Below are 23,065 nucleotides of genomic sequence, written 5' to 3'. Positions count from 1 at the left end.
TTGATACGTTCGCGCGTCGTGATCGACGCGTCAGCAGATCGTTTTCTGATCGTGATTAATTCGTCCGGCACCATTTTCAGCGTTGCTCGCCCCCCCACGTGCGCCCTAATTCCGACGTCACTGCAACAATTTGGGGATGGCGCAACGACGTGGGGGTGGGCGGAACATGCGAGACGGTAAAGAAAAGCGGGTGACGGAAGGCGTCCGCTATAAAATGCAATTTCTGGGTGCCTTTCATTTGATCGCTCCGAACGGCCATCGGCTCGACGTCACGAGCAAAAAAGCGATTGCGCTGCTCGGACTACTCGCAAGCGCAAATTCTGGCGAGCGCTGGCGAGCTTGGATTCAAGACAAACTTTGGGGATCACGCGAGTTACGGCAAGCGCAGACCAGCCTGCGCCGCGAGCTCCATGGCTTGCGCAAGCTGACTGAAAGCCTGCCTATTCCGCTGGTAGAAACTACCTCCAGAACAGTTAGGCTCAACCTTCATTTCGTAGAAGCCGATATACGTGATGAAGAGGTCGTCCGGCAGTCAACGGGAGAGTTTCTGGAAGGCATTGATATTGCGGGCGAAGAAGGTTTCGAAGAATGGTTGAGGGAAATGCGGTATAGCCTTTCCGACCTTTCTAAGCCGATAGCGATGGAGGAGGGGGCGGACAGTCTATTGCGCGCCCCGCTTCGTTTATTTGGGCATCGTCGTCTATAGCGCAGTGGTACCGCGCTGAAGCTTAACGCATGAAGGCTCCGGCCGTGCTGATCAACTGCACGGCCCAGCCCATTGCATTAGTGGGTCAAAGGCTCGTTGCTCGAGCGAAATTTGACCATTCGTTCACAAGTCGTGTTCGCTCCGGAAGCAAGTTACTTTTCAGGCCGCCATCGCCCGGCGACCTGCCTCCACAAGAAATCGTCGTCGCCGCGCTTGCAGTTCGGCGACGTAGCCGCGCCCCTCGCGTAGCTCGATGATCCGGCGAAGGAGACGATCCGTCGCGACGTCGATATCGGCGCGCCCGTCATGGCACCGCCGCCAGCGTGCAAGCAACCATGCGACGCCAATCGTATCGCTTTCGCAGGCTTCCTGAACGGCATCCCATTCGCCCGCATAAATGAGCCCCGTGACCGCGAACGCCGGCGCCGTCATTTTTGCCGGGATATCGAGTGCAGCCAGCACCTCGGCCAGATGGATCGGCTTCATCTTGAACCCACCCGTCACGATGCGAGCGAAGTCCAGGTGGCGAGCCGGATCGTTGCCGCCGAACGACAGCCAGCGCCAGCCGCGGGGAAGCGTCAGGCCATGCTTGTATGCCGCCATCATGATCAACGGAATGTCGTGCACCATGCCCGCCCACGTCACGAGCTCAGCGTCTGGCCAAGTCTGCAGCAGCTGGAACAGGCCGGCCACGATCGCCCGCTGGTCATGGTCCGGCTGACTCAATGTCACGAACTGCGCGATATCAAGATTGCCGTCGGCATGCTCGGTCAGCACCATCACAGAGGCGGTGACGATGGTCTGGAACACCCAGCGCGGACAGGTCAGCGGATCTTCGCTTCGCGTATAACCGCGACGCGCGGGCTGGTTGTTATCGTTACCGGGGCTATACCGCTCCGTGGCCTGGTAACGGCGATGGCCGCTTTCATCGATGACGGCGGACTCGACGTCGAGCACAATATAGGAGCGCGGTCGGCGTTCAACGCCGATACGGGGTTCGTATTTCATAGATATTTCCTTTGGAATGCGCCGCAGGCTCGCCCCGCCGCGGTGTTCAGTGGTTTTGAGAATGATGGGTGCCGTCACCGGCCTAATTATTTGTCGCTGGAGCGCGGCTGGGACGTGTGCGTCTTGATACGCGTGCGCGCCTCGGCGGCGACGCGTTCTATGCGGGCCAAGGCTCGACAATGTCCGCCCGCGATGTCGGAGGGCGCTCCCGCCAGACATTCGAATGCGCCATCGCTGCCGAGCCGGATCGTGACTTTCCCGCATTCCGACACGAGGATGACCGGCGCATTGCTGTCACCCGACCAGGGTCGGCATCGAAAGATGTGGATCAAATGCTGGTTGCGCATAACTGCCAGATACTCACGCGACCCGGACTTGCCGGTGTGAGACTGACCTTCATAAATGATGTCTTGGTCCCGATCCATCGCGCGGAGAACCAGTTCGCGCACGATGCCGCCGTCGATCGCGCCACCGGTGCCAAATTCGATTGACGGGGTAAGCTTGTGGTCTGCCGGAAAGCCCATTTCGTGGCGCAGAGCCCAGGCGTGTTTCTGGTGCTGCAGCGCCTGCATCGTCGTGTCGTTCATGCTATCTTCCTTACTCTTGGGTGACGACCGCTTTGGCCGGAGCCTTTTTCCGCTCTCTCACGGTGCTCAATTCCGCCGCATCGGCGGTGGCTTGCGCCTGTCGGCGCCAATCAATTGCCGGAGGCCGTCGATTTACCGGATCTTGAAAATTGAAGGCTAAGCCGATCTCTGAAGGCAGAGATTGCGACCTCACCTTCATGCGAAGCGTCGCGGCATAACGACGCTCGCTGGCCTCGCTGCTCGCGCGACCAGAGCAGCGAGGCCCTCTCGCTCTATCGATAACGGGTGTTCCAGCTGAGCTGGTTCACGCGCGGTGTTGCGCGGAGCTCGGCATCGCGCGCGAGCCACAGAGCTTCCGCCTCATGCGCCGCTTCGGCGATCTCGCGCCACCAGACCTTCTCGCGCGCATCCCAGCGATAGCCGCGCGCCTTGAGGAGATGGCGTTTGTCGAACGGCGCGCCCGTCGCTTCGAACCGCAGCGACGGCTGCGCTGCCCGAGCGATCAGCTCTGCCATGAGCGGCCGCACGCCGTCCGGACGATGTGTCAGCAGATGTGCGAGACTGATCACATCGGCGTCCGCCCGATGCCCGGTGGTGAAGTAGCCAATCTGCATCAGGAGGTGACCGAGTTTGGCGCCATCGAATCCATGCGCCGCCCAATCAATCTCGCGCATCGAACAGGCCCAGGCATGCCCCTTGATCCCGGGCAAAAGGCGTTCGACAATTGGGGCATCATAGGCGGAATTGTGCGCGACAATCAGGTCAGAGCGGCCGAGCAGCGCTTCCCAGCGCGGCACGTTCAGCGCCCGCCCTGCCACGTCGTCGTCCGATATTCCGGTTAGCCGCTGCACATCGGCCGGGATCGGAATGCCAGGATCGCGCAAGCCGCGAAGCGCTGTTTCGATGGCGCGAATTTCCCCGGCTTCGTCGACCAGCACGACCGCGGCGGCAATTTCGATGACCTCGGCGGTCTGGACATCGACCGAGGTCGTTTCCGTATCGACAATCGCGATGCGCCGTGTTCGCCCAATTGGCGGTCCGTCGCTCACAAGTTCGTGGATCGGTCGCACGCGCCGGAGGATGCGGACATCCTCGCGTGACGCGCAGAGATGAAGCGCCGCCTCGAACGAGGCGGCGTCGTTAGGAATGGTCATGGATTTTCTCCTGTTTGCTTACCGCCGAGCGGAGGCGAGGCTTTTCCTCCCCTCTTCACCCGGCTGCAGGAGAGGCAGTCGCGGCAGCTTTTCCATCCCGGTCACATGCGTAGGCCGTTAGATGGAAACCCTCAGCACCGTCTCGGACAGCGCGGCCTGGCGGAACCAACGCTTTTCAGTGCCGCAGTCGCATCTCGATCCGCCGCCCGCAGTAGTATGGACTCGACCCGTCCGCTTATCGCGTGCCTGGCACGTCAGACCCGGACAAATATGTAGAAACAGACCACAATTTAGCCCGATCTTAATCCAACTTCGTCCACTCAACCGGACATGAACGAAAATGACCGTCGGTTCCTGCAAGGATGGGGTGATGAATTGAGCCCCACGCTCGACGAAAATTATGAACTCGTGACTGGTATGGCGCGCGTGCCGGTTTGCGTCGCCTGTCCGATGGCGCAGTGGTATAAATTGGAGCACCCGCCCTCCAAACCAAGCGAAGAGCCACGTCACGCGACGCTGGAATGTTTTTGCACTGCATATCGCGGTGTAATGTATGACGGGCGACGTGTGGTGACGGCGTGCGATGCGCGAATTGATGCGCTCAAGTCGGAAAGCGGCGATCCGGAGTAGCTGCGGTCATTCGGAGACGCCCTGCCCCGGCCAACGCGGGAATGGGGATTGACTTGACGGATTTTTGTCCTCTCGCTTCTCGCCTGGCCGTTCGATCGCGCGTCCCGGTTGGCGCAGTGCACCATCGACAGGCCGCTCAGCTTCATCCGATTCAATCATCGCCTTGAGCCGCTTTGCACGTGCAAGGTGCCAAGCATTCTTACGGGAATTTGATGTTCCCGCGCGCGGCTCCGTTGGTTGAGGCTGTGTAGTGGCTTGTTGGCTGGCGGCTGCTTCGGCAGCCTGGGCCGCGCGCACGGATGTCTCTTCCTCGCGATTGCGGCGTTTCTCGTCACGCTTCCGCTCAGCGTCGTTACGAGCGAGGACGCGTTCAAGAATATCCGGGTCGGCAAAATCTGGCCGGGTCCAAGATGTTGCGAATTCCGACAGTTGCGGGACAATCGGCCGGACAGGGCGCGGCGGTTCAATGCTCTGATCACGCTTGTAGACCGATCGGAGCAGGAGCGCTTGCGTCGGAAACGGTACCTTTGACATCGTTGCCGACTTCGCGATCGCTGGCAGCTTTACGTTCGGCTCGCGGTTCGATGCCAGCGGTGGAAGCCGCCAATTTCGCAAATTTGCGATTTCGATCCGCGCCGGACGCGGAGTTGCCGCCGGGCATCCTGATAGCGAGACCGCCGCCGTTGAACGGCGGGCAATATTTCGCTCACGCACCGGCATAGAACCGACGAGGCGGGTCGCCTCGGGCCTGATCGGTGGGACTGCCGGCACATCGATCGTCTTCATCGAGAGAGGCGGCGCGACGCTGTAGATTTCTGTATTCACCGACGTCAATGCCGAGGCTGCCCGCTGCGGAACTGGCATCGATAGCATCGGTAACCGAGCGAAACGCCTGGTTAGGGCGCGCGCTACTATCTGGGCGTTGGTCAGTACCGCATCTGCATGGCGCAGCGCGTCGTCGATGGCTGCCGCCTTCGAGCGCAAGACGCGTTCGTGGTTATCTTCGTTCTCGGCAACATATTCGCCATCACGCGCCATATTGGTCTTTGCACCGCCGAGATGAACCTGCGGCTCGTGCGGCAGTCCGCGGTCGGCATTGCTCTTGGCGGTCCAGACCTGGTTTTGTCCGGCCTCATAAGACATCTCGGTCATAACGGCGGCGAACATTTCACGGAAGGCCTTCATTGCCTTGGGGTTGTCGAGGTCAGTGCGCAGCATTGCGCCGACGTCCCATTCATGGTCTCCAGTGCGAACCATTGGCCGATATGACCAGAGGATATGCAGGTGCCAGTTGCGCTGGTCGCCGTCTGGCGGCGGCGCATGCAGCGTGACCAGGTACGGCAGATCAAACCGACCGAGCGCGCCCTCGGCCCAGCGAACTCCACAGGCCATCATCTCGTCCGGTGACTGTCGATGGTCCACGGCAAGGATGCCGTGCATCAGCAGCTTCGCATTCTTCTGCGCCGACCAGTTGATCTGCTCGAGATGGTCAAAGCCGCACAGCGCCTCCTCAATGCTATAGCCGACATTTGTCGCAACATATGGATCGCCGTCCTCGTCGAGTTCGGCTCCATGGTAGCAGTATAGGGCGACCCGCTGCGACACGCCCGCCTTGGCGGTTTTGCGCGAATAATAGCGCATACGCATGAACACGCCTCTTTGGCGGTTCCGGTCGATCACTGGGCCATCATATCTCGGCAAAGCGACAGATGCGAACGGCCACGCGCGTTTCCGCTCTCTCGGCGGCGTATGACGGACTTTTTGGTCTGGCCGTACCTTGGTATTCAGCGAACGCCATAGCGCACGGGAGCGACGATCGCTGTCCCGAAGCTCAGCGGCGATGTAGCGCTCCGCATTGCGCCAGTCTCGGACCTCGATCCGGCGGGCCTTCTTTTGCTGTTGTTCGTTCCTGAGTTGTAGCGACTGTGAAGCGGCATCCAACTTTTTCTTCGCGAAGCTGTTGGCGCTTTGGATAGTCAGCTTAGAAGGGCGACCGAAATCGTCGCTGATGAGAGCATCGATATAGCGATGCTCCTTGCGTTGGGGGGCATTCCGAAGTGCCCGGGAGGGTGTCGAGGGTTTCGCCATCGGTGAAACATTTCTTGCGCCAATCTTATGCCTCCCAACTCTATCTCCTTCGAATCAGCGAACCCTCCCGGACACGTCTCCGGGAAGGTTCAACGATCGACTCGATCGATGGTGTTGCTTCAACCAAAAAGGAGAAGCGACGATGAATTCGCAAATTGACGATAACGCCGATGGCCAGCCGGACATCGACCGAATTTTGGCCCAGGCCGACGCCGATATCGCGCGGTTAGGCGAGGACCGGGCTGCAATCACAGAGCGCCGCCGAGCACTCATTGCGCCTCACTACAAGACCGTGGTTGCCGAGCCCAGCGAGGTGCACCACAAGATCGCTCTGGGCGGCGTATTGGCGAACCATGGCCTATCGGCGATCGACGCCGATGCGTTGGCGGGGATGCTGGCCTTTCGGGCTGATCAGGTCTGTGGTGTCATTGACGAACTGATCGATGCCGATCCGTCGTTGTCATTCGGACAAGCGATCGTGACGATGATTGATGGCAATCATCGAGATATGTCTGCGCGAGGTCAATATGAGACCTGGATGCGCCGTCTTGCCGCCTACGATGAGGATCGCAACCAATGGCTCACACGGGACGAGGAGTTTCATCTCAATGGCGCTTGGCGCACGGAGGGCATGACGCGCGGCCAACGCTGGCTCATGCGCGTGACCTGTCGGTTGCGCGGAATCGACTTGCCGGGACATCTTTCGCGCGGCGACGCCGCCGACTGGCTGGAAACTCACGGCGCCAACTTGAATTATCGGGAGTTTACCGCGTGAGCGCGTTCGTTTGGATCGATCGCGACGGACAGCGGCACGAACTCGAAAGCCCGGCTCCCATAGAGGCCGAAGCGGCGCACGTCGCGCTAGAGATGGAACAATACTTCGATTTCCTAGACTCAAGCGATCGTCAGCTGCGCGCTGCGGCGCGCGCCTCGATCGGCAAACTCCAGCCAAGACTTGAGCAGCTGCGCGCCGACGTAGGCAGTTGGAACGAGCACGCGATCGCCGCCACGCGGGCTGAGGCCGCGATGCTGGCCGAAAGGATCGACCGGCTGCCGACGATGATTGCCGACGTGCTGCTCGTGGTAGAACTGCACAGTGAACAAGCTCCACTACTCGACGCCATGGACGATACGTCCGACACTCCAGCACGGATGTTCGCCGAGCCAATGACCGCGATCCAACGGCGTGCGATCGCGGCGTGCGCATCGCGCGCCGCGCCTATCGATGCGGTAACGCGAGGGGAAGCAAAGGCATGGCTTGACACCCAGCCGCGCTTTGCCCGCGGTGTGCAGACCGGGGACGGCTGGTTCGCTTGGGTCGATCGCTATGGACACGCCCACCGCCTGGCCGACCCGCTGGCCATCGAACGGGAGGTGGTTTGCATCGCGGAGGAACTCATCCGACTGCGTCCCGCACTGGCAAGCATAACCGCCGCTGACAGGCTCTACGAGGCGGTCAGCTCAGCGATCACTTCTTGGGAGCGACTCTCTCTCCTACAAGGAGACCTCGAGAGGTTCGATCGCGAGACGGTGGTTCGCGAAGACGCCGCTTGGACCGCATATGCCGCCGACTGGCGATCAAAGAGGAATATTTTGTGACCGCAAATTTCCGAGCCATGCATGACGACCGCCTCGATAAGCCCCATGCCCGCGCCCAAGTTCTGGCGTTCCCGGGCATATGGTTGATCGCCGATCGACTCAAAAAACAGTCGGAAGAATGGCTCGAAGAGGATCCCGACGCCGGGTTGGTGTCACAGACAGCAATGACGCTCGCGGCCAGAGCGGGTCGGCGCATGGTCGGTGTGCGCGACATCTTGTGTATTGACCACCCCGTGGTCATTGCCCTCCACGAGAAGCTGGTGATTGAGCACGCACATATCCCTGCACCTGACAAAGCGATCGTGGCCGCGCTCAGTAAGCTGAACGGCTTTAAATTCGATGGCCTGGTCGTCACAATCGACGGCGTGCCACTGCCGGCTGGCAAAGCGCAGACCGATTGGTTCACCGTCCAGCGCTATAGCCCGCTCTATTCTTCGCGAGCGCTGCCGCATCTCATCTATCGCCGCGATCCCGAGAACATCGCCGAGGCAGATCGCGGGGCGCTGGGCGTCCCCAATGGTGTCGCCCCCGCGCTCATTCATTTGCTCGCATATGACGCGGCCAACGTGACGGATGAAATGCAGGAAGCGCTACTCTCGTACAGCGCCGCGATCCACCGCGACAACCTGGTCGCGCTCCAGCGCGATCATACGGCACTATACGTCACAATCTGGCGCCGGGACATGAGGTCGGCCATGAAGCAAGTGCAAACCGCCCGCCGTTGTGGGTTGCTGCGACCGCCCCATCGCAAGAGCGTTCGCAAATTTGCGATTCACCTGCTTAACGGTGCGTCGCTGATGAATGAGTTCGAACGGCTGTTCGAGATCATCGATACGCTAAAGTTCGCGGGCGGCGTCACTCGCTACTCAATCCAGACAACTTTGAAGTCGTCCACGTCTATGGCGGCGATGCACACTCACAGGGACCCAACTGGGACGTTCATCTACGGTTCGGTTGCACATGTTCGTAGCCTTCACCCGACGATGAACTCGAAGCAGGTGAAGCCCAAGACAGCAGACCCGATCCTTGAAGGCGCACGCACCGCGTTCTTCAACGCGCGCGGTTTTTGGGAGAAAACAGGGCGTATCGAATGGATTGAAGGGAATATGCCGGGGCAGTGGTTTCTTGGGGTCGAACCCGCGATGCTCGCGCCGGTCGCCTTGATCCAGATGATCTGGAATATGGCGCGGTGGGAGAACGGCTTCTGGCTCCGAGACAAGCGCGGTGGCGCTCGCGATCTTAGTGACGAGCGACGCGCGCTGGTATTCGAACTGGCGGTGGTGATCACAAGCAACATCTGCCCTGCCACCGCTCGATCAATGCTGCCGCGCGACAAGCTCAACGAGGGGCTCGCCGCAATGGGCTTGCGGCGCAGCGATGCCTCTTGGCGCGATGCGGTGGTGCCGACCCTGATCCGGAATCCTTCATTGGCGGATCAAGTGGAAGTATTGGCCCACCAGGGTGGCATGGCATGGCCCATCCCCGGAAATGCCGATTGCGATCGACCGCGGCGATCCAGCCCCTATGACCGCGCGATGGAACGGGCGAATGCACTGAAAGCGCTCTATCAGCCTGGTTGGACGCAGGGATTCCTCTTCGAGGCGTGGCTGCGACCCAAAGCCGAGGTATCGTTTCTGCGTCACTGTTGTCGGTATGTCCGCTATGATCCGGCTGAGGCCAATAAACGCGATGCTCTGAACGCAACATTAGCGCAGACGACACGCGTCGGCTGCCGCCCAGTCGTAGCGACCGACATCGCGACGGGGCTGCCACGCCAGCATCCAGTCGAACGCATCCAAGACCTGTTCCGCGATATGTTCGATCGTCTGCAGGTTGAAGGAGGGTGCAGCGACGGCTCCCCATCAGCGTCCAAGAAGCGCGCTTGGCGCGACGCCGCCCTCACTCAGGTCGCCGCCCTGCTTCCCGCGGTCAGCCCCATCACTCTCGATCCACAACATGCCGAACGCTGGTGGCGCGATCGTGATGACAAATTGGTCGCTATTGCAAGCGAAGGAGCGTTGAACACTTGAGCGAGCAGTTGGAATGCCGATCCTGTCCGGGAGGGTTCAAGCCGCGAATCGGTTGATCGGTTTGCCTGCGATGACGCGGCGCATGATGCGCCGGGTCTCGCAGGAGACCAGTCATGAACAGAACCGACGAGAATACCGAAAAAGCCTTCGAGGCCGACCCCGCCCAGCTTGAGCCGGCCATCGAACCAACGGCAGCAAGCAACGGCACGCCGCCGCCCGCCACTGAGGCTTCTGCAAACGAGCTGACCCCGGGCCAGCATGCTTTTGCGCCGCGCCAAGCCGAGGCGGTTATCGCAAGCGAAGGCACCGCCGACGGGAATGGCGATGGGGACTTCACGAGCACATTCGCCAGCGCGCCGCCGGTGCCCGGAGAATTCCGCCTCCCACTTTCAAAGCTGGCCGAGTGGGTCTACCACCCGCGCGCCGGATCGCGGGAGAAGGGAGAACACTTCCACGCACTCGCGCTAACCGCCGCCGAACCGGATGACCTTCGCCCGCTCGTCGTTCTCGATGAGGTCGATGGTGTCTACCCGATCATCGATGGCCGTTTTCTCTGGCACGCGCTCAAAGTGACGCATGCCGGCAACGAGGACGTCGAGATTCGCTGTGTGCGCTACGCCGGCACCGAAGCGGATGCAGTGGTTGCAGTGTGCGACACCGCGCTCGGAACGATCGAAGCCAGCTCCATGGAGAAGGCCCAGGCGCTGCTCAACCTCCAGCAGGTGAACGGGATCAGTCAGCGCGCGATCGCCGAACGCTATCCGCGGCTGACCAAGGACAAAGTTAGCAACATGCTGATCGCCGCCCGAATGCGGCAGGCCTATCCGATGCTGTTCGATATCCTGGAAGAGCCGGACATGGCTCCAATCTCTTATGGGACCACTATCCTGACGCGGCAGAAGGAATTGCCTCCCGAGGCGTTCCAGGCGATGCTCGAACTCGCCGAGGACATCGCCGCCAACGGCGAAAGGTTAAAGTCCAGCCAAGCGCTGGCTGCGCTTTATCCGGACGGCGATGCACAGGCGTCGAGTGACAACAAGACGGTCAAACCGAAGCCGGTCGTTCCGCTGAAGAGCGAAGATATCTTCGGCCACGACGACCAGCCGGTAGCCGCCTATCAACGCTTCTCCGACGACATCGACCGCATCAGCCTGCCTGACGTCTCGGATATGTCGATCGAGGAACGCCAAGCCGCAGCCGAAGCCTGCATCGCGGTGATCCGTCACCATTTCGGTCTGGATCAGCATAACTGAACGAGGGTTGGCGGAGGGATTGACCGTGGGCGCGCCCACCTCTGACAACCGGCCTGGGGAGGCCGATGGCGGCGAACACCGCCGACATCGGTCGTCCCGCGCCGGGACAGCTAAAATCTCCTTCGAGGTGATCGATCGTCTCGCGGACTCTTTCCCTCTTCTGCCCGGCGAGTCACAATGGCTGATGGCCCTTTTGGCCGACGATCTTGCGAGGATACTTGCCGATGACGACTGATCAGATGACCTTGCGCGCCTGCGCCTATGTGCGGGTCAGCACCAAACGTCAGGCAGAGCACGAAACCTCGCTCAACGAGCAGGAAAGGGGTATCGCCCGCGCCGCCGTGGAGCGTGGCTACGAGATCGTCGAAACCTATGTCGAGGCGGGCAAGTCCGGCTTGACCGACCGCCGTCCGGCTCTCCAGCGGATGATCGCCGACGCCTGCGCGCAGCCGAAACGCTACGACGCCGTATTCGTCTTCAATTTCAGTAGATTCTTCCGCGACGAGTATGAAAGCGAGGGATACCGCCGGAAGCTCGAGAAGGCCGGCGTCAAATTGATCTCGGCGACGCAGGACGTTGGCGAAGGCCCGCATGCGCGGCTCATTCGATCCATCTTTACCTCGCTCGATGCTGCTTCGAGCGAGATCAACGCCGAACAGGTCAAGATAGTGATGTCCGCCAATGCGGAGGCCGGATTTCATAACGGCTCGGCACCGCCACTTGGCTACCGCACATATGTCGCGGAACGGCGCGACAAGAAGGATAAGAAGAAGCTGGCGATCGACTCGGCTGAACGCCCCCTAGTCGCGTTAATCTTTCGGCTCTATCTCGAAGGTGACGGCAAGACCGAGCCGCTTGGCATCAACGCGATCGTGAAATGGCTGCGCGAGCGGGGCTACACACACCGCAATCAGCATTTTCATACGGGTCTGATCTATGCGATTCTGACCCGCGAAACTTATGCAGGTCGCCACTATTACGGATGCCGCAACAGCCGCACCGGAGAAATGCGACCGCGTGAGGAGTGGATCGAGGTCAAAGTGCCCGCGATCCTGAGCGAGGAGCGGTTCCAGGCAGTCCAGAAGCGCCTGAAGGCACGGAACCCGCGCATCTCGGCACCCCGGTCGCATACGTCACCGGTGCTACTATCTGGCATTGGTCGCTGTGGCTGCAATGGCTGTACATCAACGATGATGCTGATGACTGGCAAGGGTGGGCGCTACCGGTACTATGCGTGTTCCAACCGCCGCAAGAAAGGGGACCTTTCCTGCGGCGGTAACAATGTGCCGATGGACAAAGTCGATGAAGCCGTCGTTTCCGCGCTGGAGACGCGCCTGTTCCAGCCCGAGCGCCTGACGGCTCTGCTCGGCGAAATGCTCGACGCGTCCTCCGCAGCGGACGCTAGCCGCCGAAAGCAGGTCGCCGTGCTTCGCACAGAGGAAACCGAGGTGACCAACTCCATCCGCGCGCTGTTTATGATGGTCGAGAGTGGCGCGACCGCACCCAACGACCCATTTCTCAAGGAACGGCTGGCAACGCTCAAACTGCGGCTCACCTCGGTCGCCGAGGAGATTGTCGCGCTCGAACGTCAGATCGGCGCCAAGAGCAGCCGGATCACACCCGAAAAGATTGAGCGGTTCGCCGCCGCCATGCGGGCCAAGCTCCGCGATGGCGGCGAGCCGCAGGTCCGCCGCCGCTATGTCCGGGCGTTCGTCGGCGAGGTGGTGATGAGCCGCGAACAGATTATCATCCGCGGCCCCAATCGTGCACTCGAACTCGCCGCGGCAGGCGAAATGCCAGCCGACGACAAAGTTCGTACTTTCATGGGGGATTGGCGCGCCCGGCAGGATTCGAACCTGCGACCACCCGCTTAGAAGGCGGGTGCTCTATCCAGCTGAGCTACGGGCGCGTGCACCAAGGCTGTGGATCGCGCGAATAGCGTGGTTTGCGAGGGCTGCAAAGCCGGTTAAGCAATGCGTCGATGACCGAGTCTCCGCCGCCCGCCCATCCCGTGCACGTCCGCGCCGCCAGCGTGCACCAGTTCCGCTATTATGATCTGGTGATGGCGGCCTTTGTCGCGATCCTGCTGCTCAGCAACATCATCGGGGCATCGAAACCGAGCTATGTCACCCTGCCCTGGGGCACCGAATGGGCCTTTGGCGCGGGCGTGCTCTTCTTTCCGATCAGCTATATCATCGGCGACGTCCTGACCGAGGTTTATGGCTATGCGCGGGCGCGCCGGGTGATCTGGACCGGGTTCGCCGCGCTCGTCTTCATGGCGTTCATGGCATGGGTCGTCGTCGCGCTGCCGCCGGCGCGCGACTGGCCGGGGCAAGCGGCCTATGAATTCGTGTTCGGCAACAGCTGGCGCATCGTCATCGCCTCGATGACCGCCTTCTGGGTCGGCGAATTCGCCAACAGCTATGTCCTCGCGCGCATGAAGCTGTGGACCGGGGGCCGGCATCTGTGGATGCGCACCATCGGTTCGACGATCGTCGGCCAGGGGCTCGACAGCCTGATCTTCTACCCGCTCGCCTTTTACGGACTCGCCGGCTGGCCGCCCGAGCAGCTTTATCAGGTCGTGCTGTCGCAATGGTTCATCAAGACCGCCTGGGAGGCGGCGCTGACCCCCGTCACCTATCTGGTGGTCGGCACGCTCAAGCGCCGCGAGGGCGTCGACGTGTTTGACGAGGGAACCGATTTTACCCCCTTCCGCGCCAAGGTCTGATCCGCGTGACGCTGACCCTGCTCGCCGCGCTGTTCGAGGAGCACAAGCTGTCGATCGTCGCCTCGGTCGGGCTCGGCAAGGACGCGCTGCATATCTATTTCGGGCTGGCGCTGTTTCTGGCGGTGCGGCTGATCTGGCGGCGGCGCGGTGGCGGACTGATCGCCTGGGTTGCGGTACTTGTCATGGCGTGCGGCGGCGAATGGCTCGACCTTCAGGCCGAGATCGGCCGCTCGGCGATCCAGCCCGACGCCGCGCACTGGCACGATATCTGGAACACGATGTTCTGGCCGACGGTGCTGTTGATCGTCGGACGCTGGCTGGGGCCGCGCGCCGATGCGCCAGCGCCGGCGGCTATATCAGGCGAGAACGCCGAGCGCAGCTTCGAACAGGCGTAGCCCATCGGTGCCACCATGCGCGCGGTCGATCGCGCGTTCGGGATGCGGCATCATGCCGAGGACATTGCCCGCATCGTTGAGCACGCCTGCGATGGCGCGTGCCGAGCCGTTGACGCTGTCGGCATAGCGAAAGGCCACGCGCCCCTCGCCCTCGATACGGTCGAGCGTGTCGGCGTCGGCGAAATAATTGCCGTCATGATGGGCGACCGGAATATGGATTGTCTCGTCCGCGCGATAGGCGGCGGTGAACAGCGACTGGCTGTTGGCGACAGTCAGCGGCACCGTGCGGCAGACGAAATTGAGGCCCGCGTTGCGCATCAGCGCGCCCGGCAGCAACTGCGCCTCGGTCAGCACCTGAAAGCCGTTACACACGCCCAGCACCGGCACGCCGCGCGTCGCAGCGTCGGCGACGGCGCGCAGGATCGGCGACCGCGCCGCCATCGCGCCCGAGCGCAGATAATCGCCATAGGAGAAGCCGCCAGGCAGCGAGATGAAATCGGTGCCGTCCGGAAGCGCCGTCTCGCGGTGCCAAACCATCGCGGGCTTGACGCCGGTCACGGTTTCGAGCGCGACGGCCATGTCGCGATCGCAGTTGGAGCCGGGAAAGACGATTACGGCGGTCTTCATGAGCAAGGCTCCTTCGCGGTGGTCAGGCGCGTTCGATGCGGTAGTTTTCGATCACCGTGTTGGCGAGCAGCTTTGCGCACATCGCGTCGAGATCGGCATCGCTGGTGCCGTCGGCGACGTCGAGTTCGATGAAGCGGCCGGCGCGCACATCGGCCACGCCGCCGAAGCCCAGCCCTTCGAGCGCATGATGGATCGCCTTGCCCTGCGGGTCGAGCACCCCGGGCTTGAGCGTCACATAGACATTCACTTTCATGGGCGCGTACCTTCATGTTTCGGCCGGGCGGGTTCGGGCCGGGGAGGATGGGCGCGCCTATGCCCGCGAATCGCCGCGCGGGCAAGGGGCCAGCGCGGCAAATCGGCCGCATCAGGGAAATGCGAACCGCTCGCAACTTTCCTGTTGCGAATCCCTCGCACTATCCCTAGATCAGCCTTGTTGAGAAGGATTCGCACATGGTCGTCTGTGTCTGCAACGCAATAAGGGAACGCGATTTGCGCGACGTCGCAAAGGACGGCCAGTTGCGCTGCGCCAAGGCCGCCTATGCGCAACTGGGTCGCAAACCCAAATGCGGTCAATGCCTGCCTTTCGCTCGCAATATCATCAGCGACATCACGGCGACCGCCTGAATTTTTCCAAGATTTCCGCCACTTTTCAGCTTGGCTTGAACGGGTCGGGGGGCCTATAATCCTGTCTTCTCACCCCACCCGACAAGGACAGGACGGACAATGAAGGGCGACCCCAAGGTCATCGATTTTCTCAACGAAGCGCTCAAGAACGAGCTGACGGCGATCAACCAATATTGGCTGCACTATCGCATGCTCGACAATTGGGGCGTCGCGCGTCTTGCGCATTTCGAGCGCGAGGAATCGATCGACGAGATGAAGCACGCCGACAAGCTGGCCGACCGCATCCTCTTTCTGGGCGGCCTGCCCAATTTCCAGCTGCTCGGACGGCTGCGCGTCGGCGAAACGGTCGAAGAGATCCTCAAGGCCGACCTCGCGCTCGAGGAAGAAGCGATCCCGCTGCTCAAGGACGCGATCGCGCATAGCGAAAGCGTGCGCGACTATGTCAGCCGCGATCTGTTCGCCGACATTCTGGAAAGCGAAGAGCATCATGTCGACGAGCTGGAGAAGCAGTTCGAGATGATCGAGCGCATGGGAATGGAAAATTACGTCCAGCTCCAGTCGAAGCCCGCCGGCGACGACTGACGCCGGAACGACAAAAATCCACGGATTTTTTGGGGGCGCCTGCGGGCGCCTCATTTTTTGCTTGTTTTTGCGAATGATTATCAATAGCTCTGTTTACGCAGTCCCCTCCTGCCGGCTGCTGCGGCCCTGCGGCAGCCGGCATCTTTTTCGGAGGGACCGGGCTGCATGCCGATGCGCCGCGGATTTGGGCCATCGATGGGAGGAATGATGGAAGCCAGCACGCTTGTCCGCCGCCTGACCGAACAGCCGTTCGTACGCGAACTGCCGGTCGATGCGGCGCAGGCGGTCCTCGCGCTGCGCTATTGCGTGCTGTGCCATCGCAGCGAGCGCGACCCGATGCCCGAACTCGAACGGCGCTGGGGCAACATCCTCGCGGCGCGCCGCTACCGTCTCGTCGTGGAGGCGATCGTTCATTGCTGGCCCGACCCCTTCGCGGTCGCCCCGCCCTGCTGCCCGCGCGCCAGCTTCGACGAAGCGTTGCTCGCGGCGCTGGTCGGTGCCGCCGGTCGCGACGACCGCGCGGCGTTCGACTGGCTTAGCGCCGAATTGCTGGGCGGCGACGCGCGCGAAATGCTGTTCGTCGCGCTCGGCAATTTCCTCCGCGCCGGGGCGCCGCGCCGCGCGCCGAATGCCTAAGATTCGCCAACAAAAAGAGCCCGGCACAGCGGCCGGGCCCGAGGAGTGTTTCGCGGTTTCGGCTTATTCGGCGGGAACCGGCTTGCGCGCGGTGATCATGCCTTCGACCTTCGTTCCGTCCGCACGGACCGGGTCATGCGCGACGTCGCTGTCGTCGAATACCTTGGTCCAGGCCGCAAATTCGAGGCACACGCCGTCGGGGTCGAAGAAATAGACCGAACGGACGAACACATCATCGTTCATCTCGTCCGACGATTGCGTCGGCGAATTGTCGTGGTTCAGGATCTTGGTGACCTTGACGCCCTTTTCGACGAGGCGGTCGTAATATTCATCGAAGCGCTCGGCGGGCACGTTGATCGCGATATGGTTCATCGATCCGTGCGCCGACATGAAATTGCCCTGCGTCGGCAGCGCTTCGGGCGCCGAGATTCCCGGCACCGCTTCGGGCGCACCGTCGAACCAGAAAAAGGCCAGGCTGTCGCCATTGCCGATATCGAAGAAGAAATGCTGGCCGCGATTGCCGGGAAGGTCGATCGTCTTGGTCAGCGGCATGCCCAGAATGTCGCGGTAGAATTCCACCGTCCTGGCCATGTCCTTGCACACGAGCGCGAGGTGGTTGACCCCGCAAAATTCGAATTCCTTGTTCGCTTCTGCCATCGTCCGTCTCCTTTGCGTCTCAGTTCGGATTGGCGCTGGGGCGGGCCTTCATGCCCTGGTACCAGCGCAGGATATTCCTGTTGTCGGGGTCGAGCGGTTGACCGACGCTCGCGCCGAAATCGAGGAAAGCGAAGAGCATGATGTCGGCGAGCGTCAGGCGGTCGCCGGCGATGAACGCGCGATCGGCGATCAGCGGATCGAGCCATTTGAGCCCGTCCTGTGCCATCGCCTTCAGCCCCGCCGCGGCTTCGGGCAGACAGCGCATGCGCGGTTCGAACAGCGGCAGTCCCTCCGCAAAGCGAAAGCCGTTGGTCAGTGGTTCGCAAATCTTGAGGTCGACGCGCCGCGTCCACATCCGCGTCGCCGCGCGCTCCTCGGCCGTCGTGCCGATCAGCGCCGGATCGGGGAAGCGCTCCTCCAGATATTCGCAGATCGCAGTAATCTCGGTCAGTACCGTTCCGTCGTCGAGCTCGAGCGCCGGGGTCTGCCCCGCCGGGTTCACGCTGCTGTTATATGGGGGGCGCCGGTTTTCACCGCCGCGCAGGTCAACCTCGACCTCGGGCAGGCTGATCCCCTTTTCCGCCATGAACAGTTTCACGACACGGGGATTGGGGCCGACGCTATTATAGAATTTCATGGCCATCCTCTCAGTATCCTTCTAGCAGCTTCCGGCATAACCGTCAACTTAATTGACGGTTATGCCGGAGCGCGGCCAACGGACGCGGTAGAGCGTCCCGGTGGTCGACGCGGTGATATAGGCGTCGCGCCGATCGGCGCCGCCAAACGCAATGTTGGTCACGCCGATATCGGGGAGCGGTAGAAACTCCGACCCGCCGCCATCAGGATCGAAGATGGTGATGCCGCCTTCGACCATCGTGCCGACACAGATGCGGCCGCCTTCCTCGATCGCAAGGCTGTCGAGCAGGCGGAAGGCGGGCGGCGTACCGACGAACCGCCCCGGCGCCCACGGCGGCGGCGGCGCGAGCTGGCCCGGTGCCACCACCTCCATCGCCCAGACGCGCGCGGTCATGGTCTCGCTGACGTAGAGCGTCCCGCCGTCGGGGGAGAGGCCGATGCCGTTCGGACCGATCATCTCGGCGCGCTGGCGCGTGATCGAGGAGCCGTCGGTGCTGGCATAGTAGATGGCGCCATGATCGCGGCCGCTGCCGCGCACCTGACCATGGTCGGTGAACCAGAAGCCGCCATCGCGGTCGAAGACGATGTCGTTCGGCCCCTTCAGCCGCTCGCCCTCGAAACTGTCGTAGAGCGTCGTCGCCGCCCCGCTGGCGAGGTCGACCCGCTGGATCGAGCCGCAGGCGGCGTCGTGCGCGGCATGACCCGGAAAGAGCAGCGGCCCCGCCCGGGTCCACTGGAACCCGCCATTGTTGCAGACATAGGCAGCACCATCGGGGCCGATCGCCACGCCATTGGGTCCGCCGCCCAGCTCGGCCACGATCGACAGGCTTCCGTCCGGGGCGACGCGGGTCAGCGTGCCGCGGGCAATCTCGACGAGCAGCACCGACCCGTCGGGCATCGGCACCGGCCCTTCGGGAAAGCGCAGGCCGGTGGCGACGACCTCGGGCGCGCCGAAGTCGCTCATTCGGGTTTCGACCGCGGCGCGCTCAGGAAGTCGGCGGCATCGAAGCCTTCGGGGGCCGCGACCTCGACGATCGGATCTTCGCGCGCGTCGAACTCCATGCGCAGCGCGCGGGTGATGACCGCGTGCATGTCATAGAGGCAGGTGATGTAGGTGAATTCGAAAATCTGCTCGTCGTTCCAGAAGGTCTTGAGCTTGTCGAACACCGCCGTCGGGACGCGGCCGTTCGCCTGGCTGAGGCAATCGGCATAGGCGAGGACGGCGCGTTCCTGATCGTTATAGCAGTCGGCGACCTGCCAATGGGCGATCGATGCGATCTTCTCTTCGCTGACCCCCAGACCGCGCAGTGACTTGCAATGCTGCGAAAAGACGAACTGGCTGCCCTTCACCCAGCCCGCGCGCGTCTGCCCAAGCTCGCGCAGCACCGGGTCGATCGAACGCGCCGGATTGCGATAGACCGCGAAACCGTCGACCGCATGTTTGAAGATGTCGGGCGACAGCGCATAGACGGTCCACCAATCGCCCGGCGTGCCGGTCGCGGTACCGGGTTCGGCCACCGGGTCGCGGTCGCCGAACAGGCGCTGATAATAAGCGAGAACGATCTCGTCGGTCACTTCGGACCGCGGAACCTGGCGCAAGACGGGCATGAAACGGACTCCTCAGGCGTTGGCAAATTTGCGGAATTCGGCGACGTGCGCGCTGTCGAAATATTCGTCGAGGCGCGTGATCCGGCCGTTTTCTACCTCGCAGATGATGGCGCACGGCAGGCGCACCGGGCCGTCGTCGTGAACGCGGCGCCCCTTCAGCACATGCTGCTGGACAAAACCCCCCGGAAAGGTGGTCAGGCGGCGGTCGGCATATTCGCGGTCCTTGATGCGCGCGACCATCCCGGTCAGCGTCTGCGCCGTCTGCGCCGGGGTCACGATCAGTTCGTCGGTATTGTGCCATATCTCGGCATCGGGCGTGAAACTGTTCTGCATCGTTTCGATATCGCCCTGCTCGATCGCGTCGAAGAAGCGCGTCGCCATGGCGCGAATGTCGTCCTGTTCGTTCATCAGTCTCTCCTCAAATCCGCGCGCCGAACATGCGGCCGCCATTGGCCGCGATCAGCCCGTCGATATCGTCGCCCTTGTAATCCGGATCGGCGGATTCGCCGAAGGCTGTCAGCATGTCGCGCGTCACCAGTTCGGCCATCGCCTTCCATTCGGGGTGGGTGAAAATCCAATAGTCGCCATTCTCGATCGCCTGGACGACGCGCGCGCCGATCTTTGCCGGGTCCATTCCGCCCGCAAGCACGCCCTGCATGGCCTGGCTGGTCGCGGCCGCCCGGCCCACCTCGACCTGCGCCGGGCGCAGATCGCGCGTCGTTTCGACAATGCGCGTCGCCGACATCCCCGGCATCAGGACCGAAATATCGACGCAGGTGCCCGCAAGCTCGTTGCGCAGCGCCATCGCGATGCCGAGCGTCGCATATTTCGAACTGATATAGGCGACCGAGATCGGCGGCGGCACGATCGCAACCATCGACGATGTGATGACGAGGTGGCTCGCCTCGCCCGATGCCTTCATCGCACCGAGGAAGGTGCGGCAGGCATAAAGATGCGCATGGGCATTGACGGCATAGTTCCAGCGCCAGACGTCGGTGTCATAATCCTCGAACGGCCCCGAACCGCCGCCCACACCGGCATTGCTGAACAGGATGCGTACCGGGCCGAAGGCCTGCGCGGCGGCACCGGCATCGGCCCAGCTTGCCTCGTCGGTCACGTCGAGCTGCAACCCGATCGCCTCGGCCCCCGCGGCGCGCAGGCTTTCCGCCGCCGCTTCCGCCCCCGCTCCGTCGATATCGGCGAGGACCAGCCGCGCGCCCCTGTCCGCCAGCGCCCGCGCCGTCGCGAGACCAAGCCCGCTGGCGCCGCCGGTGACGAACGCCGTCTTGCCTGCAACATCGGTCATTCGGCGAAATCCTGATCGAGGTGGCGCGTCATCGCGAACTGGGCCAGCCCTGCGGCGACCGCAAAGGGAAGGATGGCAAGCAAGGCCCAGCGCAAGCTTTCATCACCATAGGCCGGTTTGAGGTAATCGCTCACCACGCCGATGAACAGCGGACCGAGGCCGAGGCCGACGATGTTGAACATCAGCATCAGCACCGCCGCGGCGGTCGCGCGGCTGCGCGGCGGGGTCAGATTCTGCACCAGCGCCAGCGCCGGGGCGACATAGGCGGTGCAGGCCGCCATCGGGATCAGCAACAGCGCAAGCGACACTTGCCAGCTATCGACGAGGAGCGCCGCGGCGAAGCTCGGGATCAGGACGGCGGTGGCCAGAGCGGGAATCGATCCATAGGCGCGCGGCGATCGCTTCGCGACGTGGCTGACCAGCCAGCCGCCGCCGAGGATGCCGATCCCGAAGGTAATGCCGGCGGCGGGCGCGAACCAGGTCGCCATCGCATCGAGCGGCATGCCCTGGGTGCGCATCAGGAAGGCCGGGATCCAGTTGAGCATGCCATAGCTGACGAAGGCGGCAAGGCCGCTGCCGACCATCACCATGCGCAGCGACCGGCGGCGCACGAACATCGCAAGGCTCTGCCGAAAGGGCAGCGCTTCGTCGGCCGTCTGCTGCTTGTCCATGGCGCCGCGCGCGGGTTCGCGAACCAGCCAGATCAAGAGCGGCGCAACAAGGATACCGACGACGCCGATGACCAGGAAGGCATTGCGCCAGCCTATGTTGGCCGCCGCCCAGGCGCCGAAGGCGGCGCCGACGAACACGCCGAACGGACCGTTCAGCGTGAAGAGGCCGATCGCCAGCGGCCGGCGATCGGGCGGGTAATAATCGGCGATCACCGACAGCGACGGGGCGGTGCCCCCCGCCTCGCCCGCGCCGACGCCGAAGCGCATCAGCGCCAGTTGCCAGAAGTTCGACACCATGCCGCATGCGGCGGTGAAGCCGCTCCACACCACGCAGGCGATACCGATCAGCTTCACCCGGTTCCACCGGTCGGCGATCATCGCGACCGGGACGCCCATCGCCGCATAGAAGAGCGCGAAGGCAAGGCCGGTGAGCAAGCCGAACTGCGTATCGCTGAACTGCATATCGGCGCGGATCGGTTCGACGAGCACCGACAGCAGCTGGCGGTCGACGAAGTTGATCGTGCCGACCATGAAAAGCATCGCGAGCGCAAAATTGCGGCGGACGGCGATCGAACGGTCGGCCGGCGCGGCGCCCGCATCAAGGGCGGTGGCTTGCGTCATGGCTCTCCCCAAACATGTGACTCTTTTCGGGTCAAAATACTTAGGTATTTAAGTTTATCTGTCAATGTGCTTTACGGTAAGGCGACATCGAACGGGAGAGAGCAATGGATATCAAGGGCAAAACCGCCATCGTTACCGGCGCCGCGAGCGGCATCGGCCGCGCCACCGCCGTCGCGCTTGCCGAGCGCGGCGCCGCCGCGATCGCACTTGTCGACGTCAACGAAATCGACCTGCGCGAAACGGCGGGTCGCGTCGAGGCGGCGGGCGCGCGAGCGACGGTCCACCGCCTCGACCTGTCCGACATCGCCGCGACCGAAGCCTGGTTCGCGGCGCATGGCGACGTCGACATTCTCCACAACAATGCCGGGGTCGTATCGGGACTGCCGCAATTTCCCGACGTCGACGCGGCGCGCATCCGCTGGATCATCGACGTCAATGTGACCTCGCTGATCGCCGCGACGCAGATCGCCGTGCAGGCGATGCGCCGCCGCGGCGGCGGGGTGATCGTCAACACCGTGTCGACCGTCGCGCTCGGCACCGGATTTTACGATACGATGTATGCGACGACCAAAGCGGCGGTGATGATGTTCACCCGCTGCTGCGCGCCGCTGAAGGCCGAATGCAACGTCCGCGTCGCGGGGATGCTGCCGGGCCTTGTCGATACACCGATCCTCGACACCACGGGCGCGGGCGGCAAATCGGAGTGGATGGAGCAAGTGCTGGCCAATAATGAAGCCTGCGAACCCAGGGATATCGCCGGCGGCGTCATCGCGCTGATCGAGGATGACGGTTTGGCCGGGGGCGACTGGCTCGCGGTGCGGCGGCTCGCCGGAAAGATCGAATATCAGTGGGGTCATGCCGATACCGTCTGATCCACGCTCGTCATTGCGGGCGAAGCCGCGTCGCTTCGCTCTTCGCA

General features: G+C 62.7%; 26 protein-coding genes and 1 tRNA gene. 13 read left to right on the top strand and 14 right to left on the bottom strand.

Translation table 11 applies throughout. The features are described from left to right. Positions 1–166: 166 nt before the first annotated feature. Positions 167–706 (top strand): AfsR/SARP family transcriptional regulator, encoded by a 540-nt coding sequence (locus AOA14_RS11230; protein WP_062901872.1) that lies wholly within the window; start codon positions 167–169, stop codon positions 704–706. 159 nt (positions 707–865) lie between these two features. Here AOA14_RS11230 and AOA14_RS11225 read toward each other — a convergent pair whose 3' ends face one another. The 3 genes from AOA14_RS11225 to AOA14_RS11215 all read right to left on the bottom strand — a co-directional run bounded on the left by AOA14_RS11225 (position 866) and on the right by AOA14_RS11215 (position 3,455). After that, positions 866–1,714: a 3'-5' exonuclease family protein gene (locus AOA14_RS11225; protein WP_062901871.1), complete on the bottom strand. Its 849-nt coding sequence runs from the start codon at positions 1,712–1,714 to the stop codon at positions 866–868. An 86-nt stretch (positions 1,715–1,800) separates the two neighbouring features. Then, positions 1,801–2,301, bottom strand: a complete 501-nt coding sequence (locus tag AOA14_RS11220; RefSeq protein ID WP_062770764.1) for a hypothetical protein — start codon at positions 2,299–2,301, stop codon at positions 1,801–1,803. A 272-nt stretch (positions 2,302–2,573) separates the two neighbouring features. Continuing rightward, entirely contained in the window at positions 2,574–3,455 is an 882-nt protein-coding gene (locus AOA14_RS11215) for a 3'-5' exonuclease (RefSeq protein WP_062770766.1), read from the bottom strand. 330 nt (positions 3,456–3,785) lie between these two features. Here AOA14_RS11215 and AOA14_RS19780 point away from each other — a divergent pair, with 330 nt between their 5' ends. Further along, the gene (locus AOA14_RS19780; protein ID WP_162928356.1) at positions 3,786–4,085 is read left to right on the top strand and encodes a hypothetical protein; all 300 of its coding nucleotides are present in this window, start codon (positions 3,786–3,788) and stop codon (positions 4,083–4,085) included. A gap of 6 nt (positions 4,086–4,091) precedes the next feature. Here the strand turns inward: AOA14_RS19780 and AOA14_RS11210 are convergent, their stop codons facing one another. Continuing rightward, positions 4,092–6,173 carry a MobA/MobL family protein gene (locus tag AOA14_RS11210; protein WP_162928357.1) on the bottom strand — a complete coding sequence of 694 codons (2,082 nt, stop codon included), beginning with the start codon at positions 6,171–6,173 and terminating at the stop codon, positions 4,092–4,094. Positions 6,174–6,315: 142 nt separating this feature from the next. On the opposite strand from AOA14_RS11210, the gene AOA14_RS11205 reads away from it, so the two are divergent. The 5 genes from AOA14_RS11205 (at position 6,316) to AOA14_RS20380 (ending at position 12,929) form a co-directional block, all read left to right on the top strand. Further along, a complete protein-coding gene (locus AOA14_RS11205; protein ID WP_062770770.1) occupies positions 6,316–6,948 on the top strand; it encodes a hypothetical protein in 633 nt (210 codons plus the stop codon). Next, a complete protein-coding gene (locus tag AOA14_RS11200; RefSeq protein WP_062770772.1) occupies positions 6,945–7,772 on the top strand; it encodes a hypothetical protein in 828 nt (275 codons plus the stop codon). Before AOA14_RS11205 ends, AOA14_RS11200 begins: the two co-directional genes overlap by 4 nt. Then, on the top strand, positions 7,769–9,802 hold the full coding sequence (locus AOA14_RS11195; protein ID WP_238929636.1) for a hypothetical protein: 2,034 nt from the start codon (positions 7,769–7,771) through the stop codon (positions 9,800–9,802). The genes AOA14_RS11200 and AOA14_RS11195 overlap by 4 nt, the downstream gene beginning before the upstream one ends. 113 nt (positions 9,803–9,915) lie before the next feature. Continuing rightward, positions 9,916–11,055: a hypothetical protein gene (locus AOA14_RS11190; protein WP_062901868.1), complete on the top strand. Its 1,140-nt coding sequence runs from the start codon at positions 9,916–9,918 to the stop codon at positions 11,053–11,055. A gap of 224 nt (positions 11,056–11,279) precedes the next feature. Next, positions 11,280–12,929, top strand: coding sequence for a recombinase family protein (locus AOA14_RS20380; protein ID WP_409372295.1), 1,650 nt, complete (start codon positions 11,280–11,282; stop codon positions 12,927–12,929). Here the strand turns inward: AOA14_RS20380 and AOA14_RS11175 are convergent. Beyond that, positions 12,888–12,964 (bottom strand) — tRNA-Arg (locus AOA14_RS11175). The genes AOA14_RS20380 and AOA14_RS11175 overlap by 42 nt on opposite strands. A 72-nt stretch (positions 12,965–13,036) precedes the next feature. Here AOA14_RS11175 and AOA14_RS11170 point away from each other — a divergent pair. Continuing rightward, positions 13,037–13,783: a queuosine precursor transporter gene (locus AOA14_RS11170; protein ID WP_062901866.1), complete on the top strand. Its 747-nt coding sequence runs from the start codon at positions 13,037–13,039 to the stop codon at positions 13,781–13,783. A gap of 5 nt (positions 13,784–13,788) precedes the next feature. Further along, positions 13,789–14,178, top strand: coding sequence for a hypothetical protein (locus AOA14_RS11165; RefSeq protein WP_062901865.1), 390 nt, complete (start codon positions 13,789–13,791; stop codon positions 14,176–14,178). Here the strand turns inward: AOA14_RS11165 and purQ are convergent. Both purQ and purS read right to left on the bottom strand, forming a co-directional pair. Continuing rightward, a complete protein-coding gene (gene purQ, locus AOA14_RS11160) occupies positions 14,140–14,805 on the bottom strand; it encodes a phosphoribosylformylglycinamidine synthase subunit PurQ (RefSeq protein WP_062901864.1) in 666 nt (221 codons plus the stop codon). The two genes, AOA14_RS11165 and purQ, sit on opposite strands and share 39 nt — an antisense overlap. A gap of 22 nt (positions 14,806–14,827) precedes the next feature. Beyond that, positions 14,828–15,058, bottom strand: a complete 231-nt coding sequence (gene purS / locus AOA14_RS11155; RefSeq protein ID WP_058812514.1) for a phosphoribosylformylglycinamidine synthase subunit PurS — start codon at positions 15,056–15,058, stop codon at positions 14,828–14,830. Positions 15,059–15,255: 197 nt separating this feature from the next. Between purS and AOA14_RS11150 the strand changes: the two genes are divergently transcribed. The 3 genes from AOA14_RS11150 (at position 15,256) to AOA14_RS11140 (ending at position 16,647) form a co-directional block, all read left to right on the top strand. Beyond that, positions 15,256–15,429 carry a (2Fe-2S)-binding protein gene (locus AOA14_RS11150; RefSeq protein ID WP_003049527.1) on the top strand — a complete coding sequence of 58 codons (174 nt, stop codon included), beginning with the start codon at positions 15,256–15,258 and terminating at the stop codon, positions 15,427–15,429. A gap of 99 nt (positions 15,430–15,528) precedes the next feature. After that, on the top strand, positions 15,529–16,011 hold the full coding sequence (gene bfr / locus AOA14_RS11145) for a bacterioferritin (RefSeq protein ID WP_003049525.1): 483 nt from the start codon (positions 15,529–15,531) through the stop codon (positions 16,009–16,011). A gap of 204 nt (positions 16,012–16,215) precedes the next feature. Further along, on the top strand, positions 16,216–16,647 hold the full coding sequence (locus AOA14_RS11140; protein WP_238929634.1) for an addiction module antidote protein: 432 nt from the start codon (positions 16,216–16,218) through the stop codon (positions 16,645–16,647). A gap of 63 nt (positions 16,648–16,710) precedes the next feature. On the opposite strand, the gene AOA14_RS11135 is transcribed toward AOA14_RS11140, so the two are convergent. The 7 genes from AOA14_RS11135 to AOA14_RS11105 are packed head-to-tail and all read right to left on the bottom strand — an operon-like array spanning position 16,711 to position 22,146. After that, positions 16,711–17,304: a VOC family protein gene (locus tag AOA14_RS11135; RefSeq protein WP_058812516.1), complete on the bottom strand. Its 594-nt coding sequence runs from the start codon at positions 17,302–17,304 to the stop codon at positions 16,711–16,713. Positions 17,305–17,323: 19 nt separating this feature from the next. Next, a complete protein-coding gene (locus AOA14_RS11130; RefSeq protein WP_062901862.1) occupies positions 17,324–17,941 on the bottom strand; it encodes a glutathione S-transferase family protein in 618 nt (205 codons plus the stop codon). Positions 17,942–17,989: 48 nt separating this feature from the next. Then, the gene (locus AOA14_RS11125; protein ID WP_062901861.1) at positions 17,990–18,904 is read right to left on the bottom strand and encodes an SMP-30/gluconolactonase/LRE family protein; all 915 of its coding nucleotides are present in this window, start codon (positions 18,902–18,904) and stop codon (positions 17,990–17,992) included. Further along, complete coding sequence (locus AOA14_RS11120; protein ID WP_058812518.1) at positions 18,901–19,548, bottom strand: carboxymuconolactone decarboxylase family protein; 648 nt, start codon at positions 19,546–19,548, stop codon at positions 18,901–18,903. Before AOA14_RS11120 ends, AOA14_RS11125 begins: the two co-directional genes overlap by 4 nt. Positions 19,549–19,560: 12 nt before the next feature. Next, positions 19,561–19,956 carry a nuclear transport factor 2 family protein gene (locus tag AOA14_RS11115; RefSeq protein ID WP_058812519.1) on the bottom strand — a complete coding sequence of 132 codons (396 nt, stop codon included), beginning with the start codon at positions 19,954–19,956 and terminating at the stop codon, positions 19,561–19,563. A 10-nt stretch (positions 19,957–19,966) separates the two neighbouring features. Continuing rightward, positions 19,967–20,854, bottom strand: a complete 888-nt coding sequence (locus tag AOA14_RS11110) for an SDR family NAD(P)-dependent oxidoreductase (protein WP_062901860.1) — start codon at positions 20,852–20,854, stop codon at positions 19,967–19,969. After that, a complete protein-coding gene (locus tag AOA14_RS11105; RefSeq protein WP_062901859.1) occupies positions 20,851–22,146 on the bottom strand; it encodes a spinster family MFS transporter in 1,296 nt (431 codons plus the stop codon). The genes AOA14_RS11110 and AOA14_RS11105 overlap by 4 nt, the downstream gene beginning before the upstream one ends. Positions 22,147–22,250: 104 nt before the next feature. On the opposite strand from AOA14_RS11105, the gene AOA14_RS11100 reads away from it, so the two are divergent. Continuing rightward, on the top strand, positions 22,251–23,018 hold the full coding sequence (locus AOA14_RS11100) for an SDR family NAD(P)-dependent oxidoreductase (protein WP_062901858.1): 768 nt from the start codon (positions 22,251–22,253) through the stop codon (positions 23,016–23,018). Positions 23,019–23,065 lie beyond the last annotated feature (47 nt).

The organism is Sphingopyxis terrae subsp. terrae NBRC 15098 (assembly GCF_001610975.1).
Taxonomy (GTDB): Bacteria; Pseudomonadota; Alphaproteobacteria; order Sphingomonadales; family Sphingomonadaceae; genus Sphingopyxis; species Sphingopyxis terrae_A.
The sequence above is the reverse complement of the archived record's forward strand: the minus strand, read 5'-3'. Positions and strand labels throughout refer to the sequence as shown.

Coding starts and splice junctions, on each gene's coding strand:
- AOA14_RS11230 (WP_062901872.1), top strand. CDS start 167: ATGCGAGACGGTAAAGAAAAGCGGGTGACGGAAGGCGTCCGCTATAAA.
- AOA14_RS11225 (WP_062901871.1), bottom strand. CDS start 1,714: ATGAAATACGAACCCCGTATCGGCGTTGAACGCCGACCGCGCTCCTAT.
- AOA14_RS11220 (WP_062770764.1), bottom strand. CDS start 2,301: ATGAACGACACGACGATGCAGGCGCTGCAGCACCAGAAACACGCCTGG.
- AOA14_RS11215 (WP_062770766.1), bottom strand. CDS start 3,455: ATGACCATTCCTAACGACGCCGCCTCGTTCGAGGCGGCGCTTCATCTC.
- AOA14_RS19780 (WP_162928356.1), top strand. CDS start 3,786: ATGAACGAAAATGACCGTCGGTTCCTGCAAGGATGGGGTGATGAATTG.
- AOA14_RS11210 (WP_162928357.1), bottom strand. CDS start 6,173: ATGGCGAAACCCTCGACACCCTCCCGGGCACTTCGGAATGCCCCCCAA.
- AOA14_RS11205 (WP_062770770.1), top strand. CDS start 6,316: ATGAATTCGCAAATTGACGATAACGCCGATGGCCAGCCGGACATCGAC.
- AOA14_RS11190 (WP_062901868.1), top strand. CDS start 9,916: ATGAACAGAACCGACGAGAATACCGAAAAAGCCTTCGAGGCCGACCCC.
- AOA14_RS20380 (WP_409372295.1), top strand. CDS start 11,280: ATGACGACTGATCAGATGACCTTGCGCGCCTGCGCCTATGTGCGGGTC.
- AOA14_RS11170 (WP_062901866.1), top strand. CDS start 13,037: ATGACCGAGTCTCCGCCGCCCGCCCATCCCGTGCACGTCCGCGCCGCC.
- purQ (WP_062901864.1), bottom strand. CDS start 14,805: ATGAAGACCGCCGTAATCGTCTTTCCCGGCTCCAACTGCGATCGCGAC.
- purS (WP_058812514.1), bottom strand. CDS start 15,058: ATGAAAGTGAATGTCTATGTGACGCTCAAGCCCGGGGTGCTCGACCCG.
- AOA14_RS11150 (WP_003049527.1), top strand. CDS start 15,256: ATGGTCGTCTGTGTCTGCAACGCAATAAGGGAACGCGATTTGCGCGAC.
- bfr (WP_003049525.1), top strand. CDS start 15,529: ATGAAGGGCGACCCCAAGGTCATCGATTTTCTCAACGAAGCGCTCAAG.
- AOA14_RS11140 (WP_238929634.1), top strand. CDS start 16,216: ATGATGGAAGCCAGCACGCTTGTCCGCCGCCTGACCGAACAGCCGTTC.
- AOA14_RS11135 (WP_058812516.1), bottom strand. CDS start 17,304: ATGGCAGAAGCGAACAAGGAATTCGAATTTTGCGGGGTCAACCACCTC.
- AOA14_RS11130 (WP_062901862.1), bottom strand. CDS start 17,941: ATGAAATTCTATAATAGCGTCGGCCCCAATCCCCGTGTCGTGAAACTG.
- AOA14_RS11125 (WP_062901861.1), bottom strand. CDS start 18,904: ATGAGCGACTTCGGCGCGCCCGAGGTCGTCGCCACCGGCCTGCGCTTT.
- AOA14_RS11120 (WP_058812518.1), bottom strand. CDS start 19,548: ATGCCCGTCTTGCGCCAGGTTCCGCGGTCCGAAGTGACCGACGAGATC.
- AOA14_RS11115 (WP_058812519.1), bottom strand. CDS start 19,956: ATGAACGAACAGGACGACATTCGCGCCATGGCGACGCGCTTCTTCGAC.
- AOA14_RS11110 (WP_062901860.1), bottom strand. CDS start 20,854: ATGACCGATGTTGCAGGCAAGACGGCGTTCGTCACCGGCGGCGCCAGC.
- AOA14_RS11105 (WP_062901859.1), bottom strand. CDS start 22,146: ATGACGCAAGCCACCGCCCTTGATGCGGGCGCCGCGCCGGCCGACCGT.
- AOA14_RS11100 (WP_062901858.1), top strand. CDS start 22,251: ATGGATATCAAGGGCAAAACCGCCATCGTTACCGGCGCCGCGAGCGGC.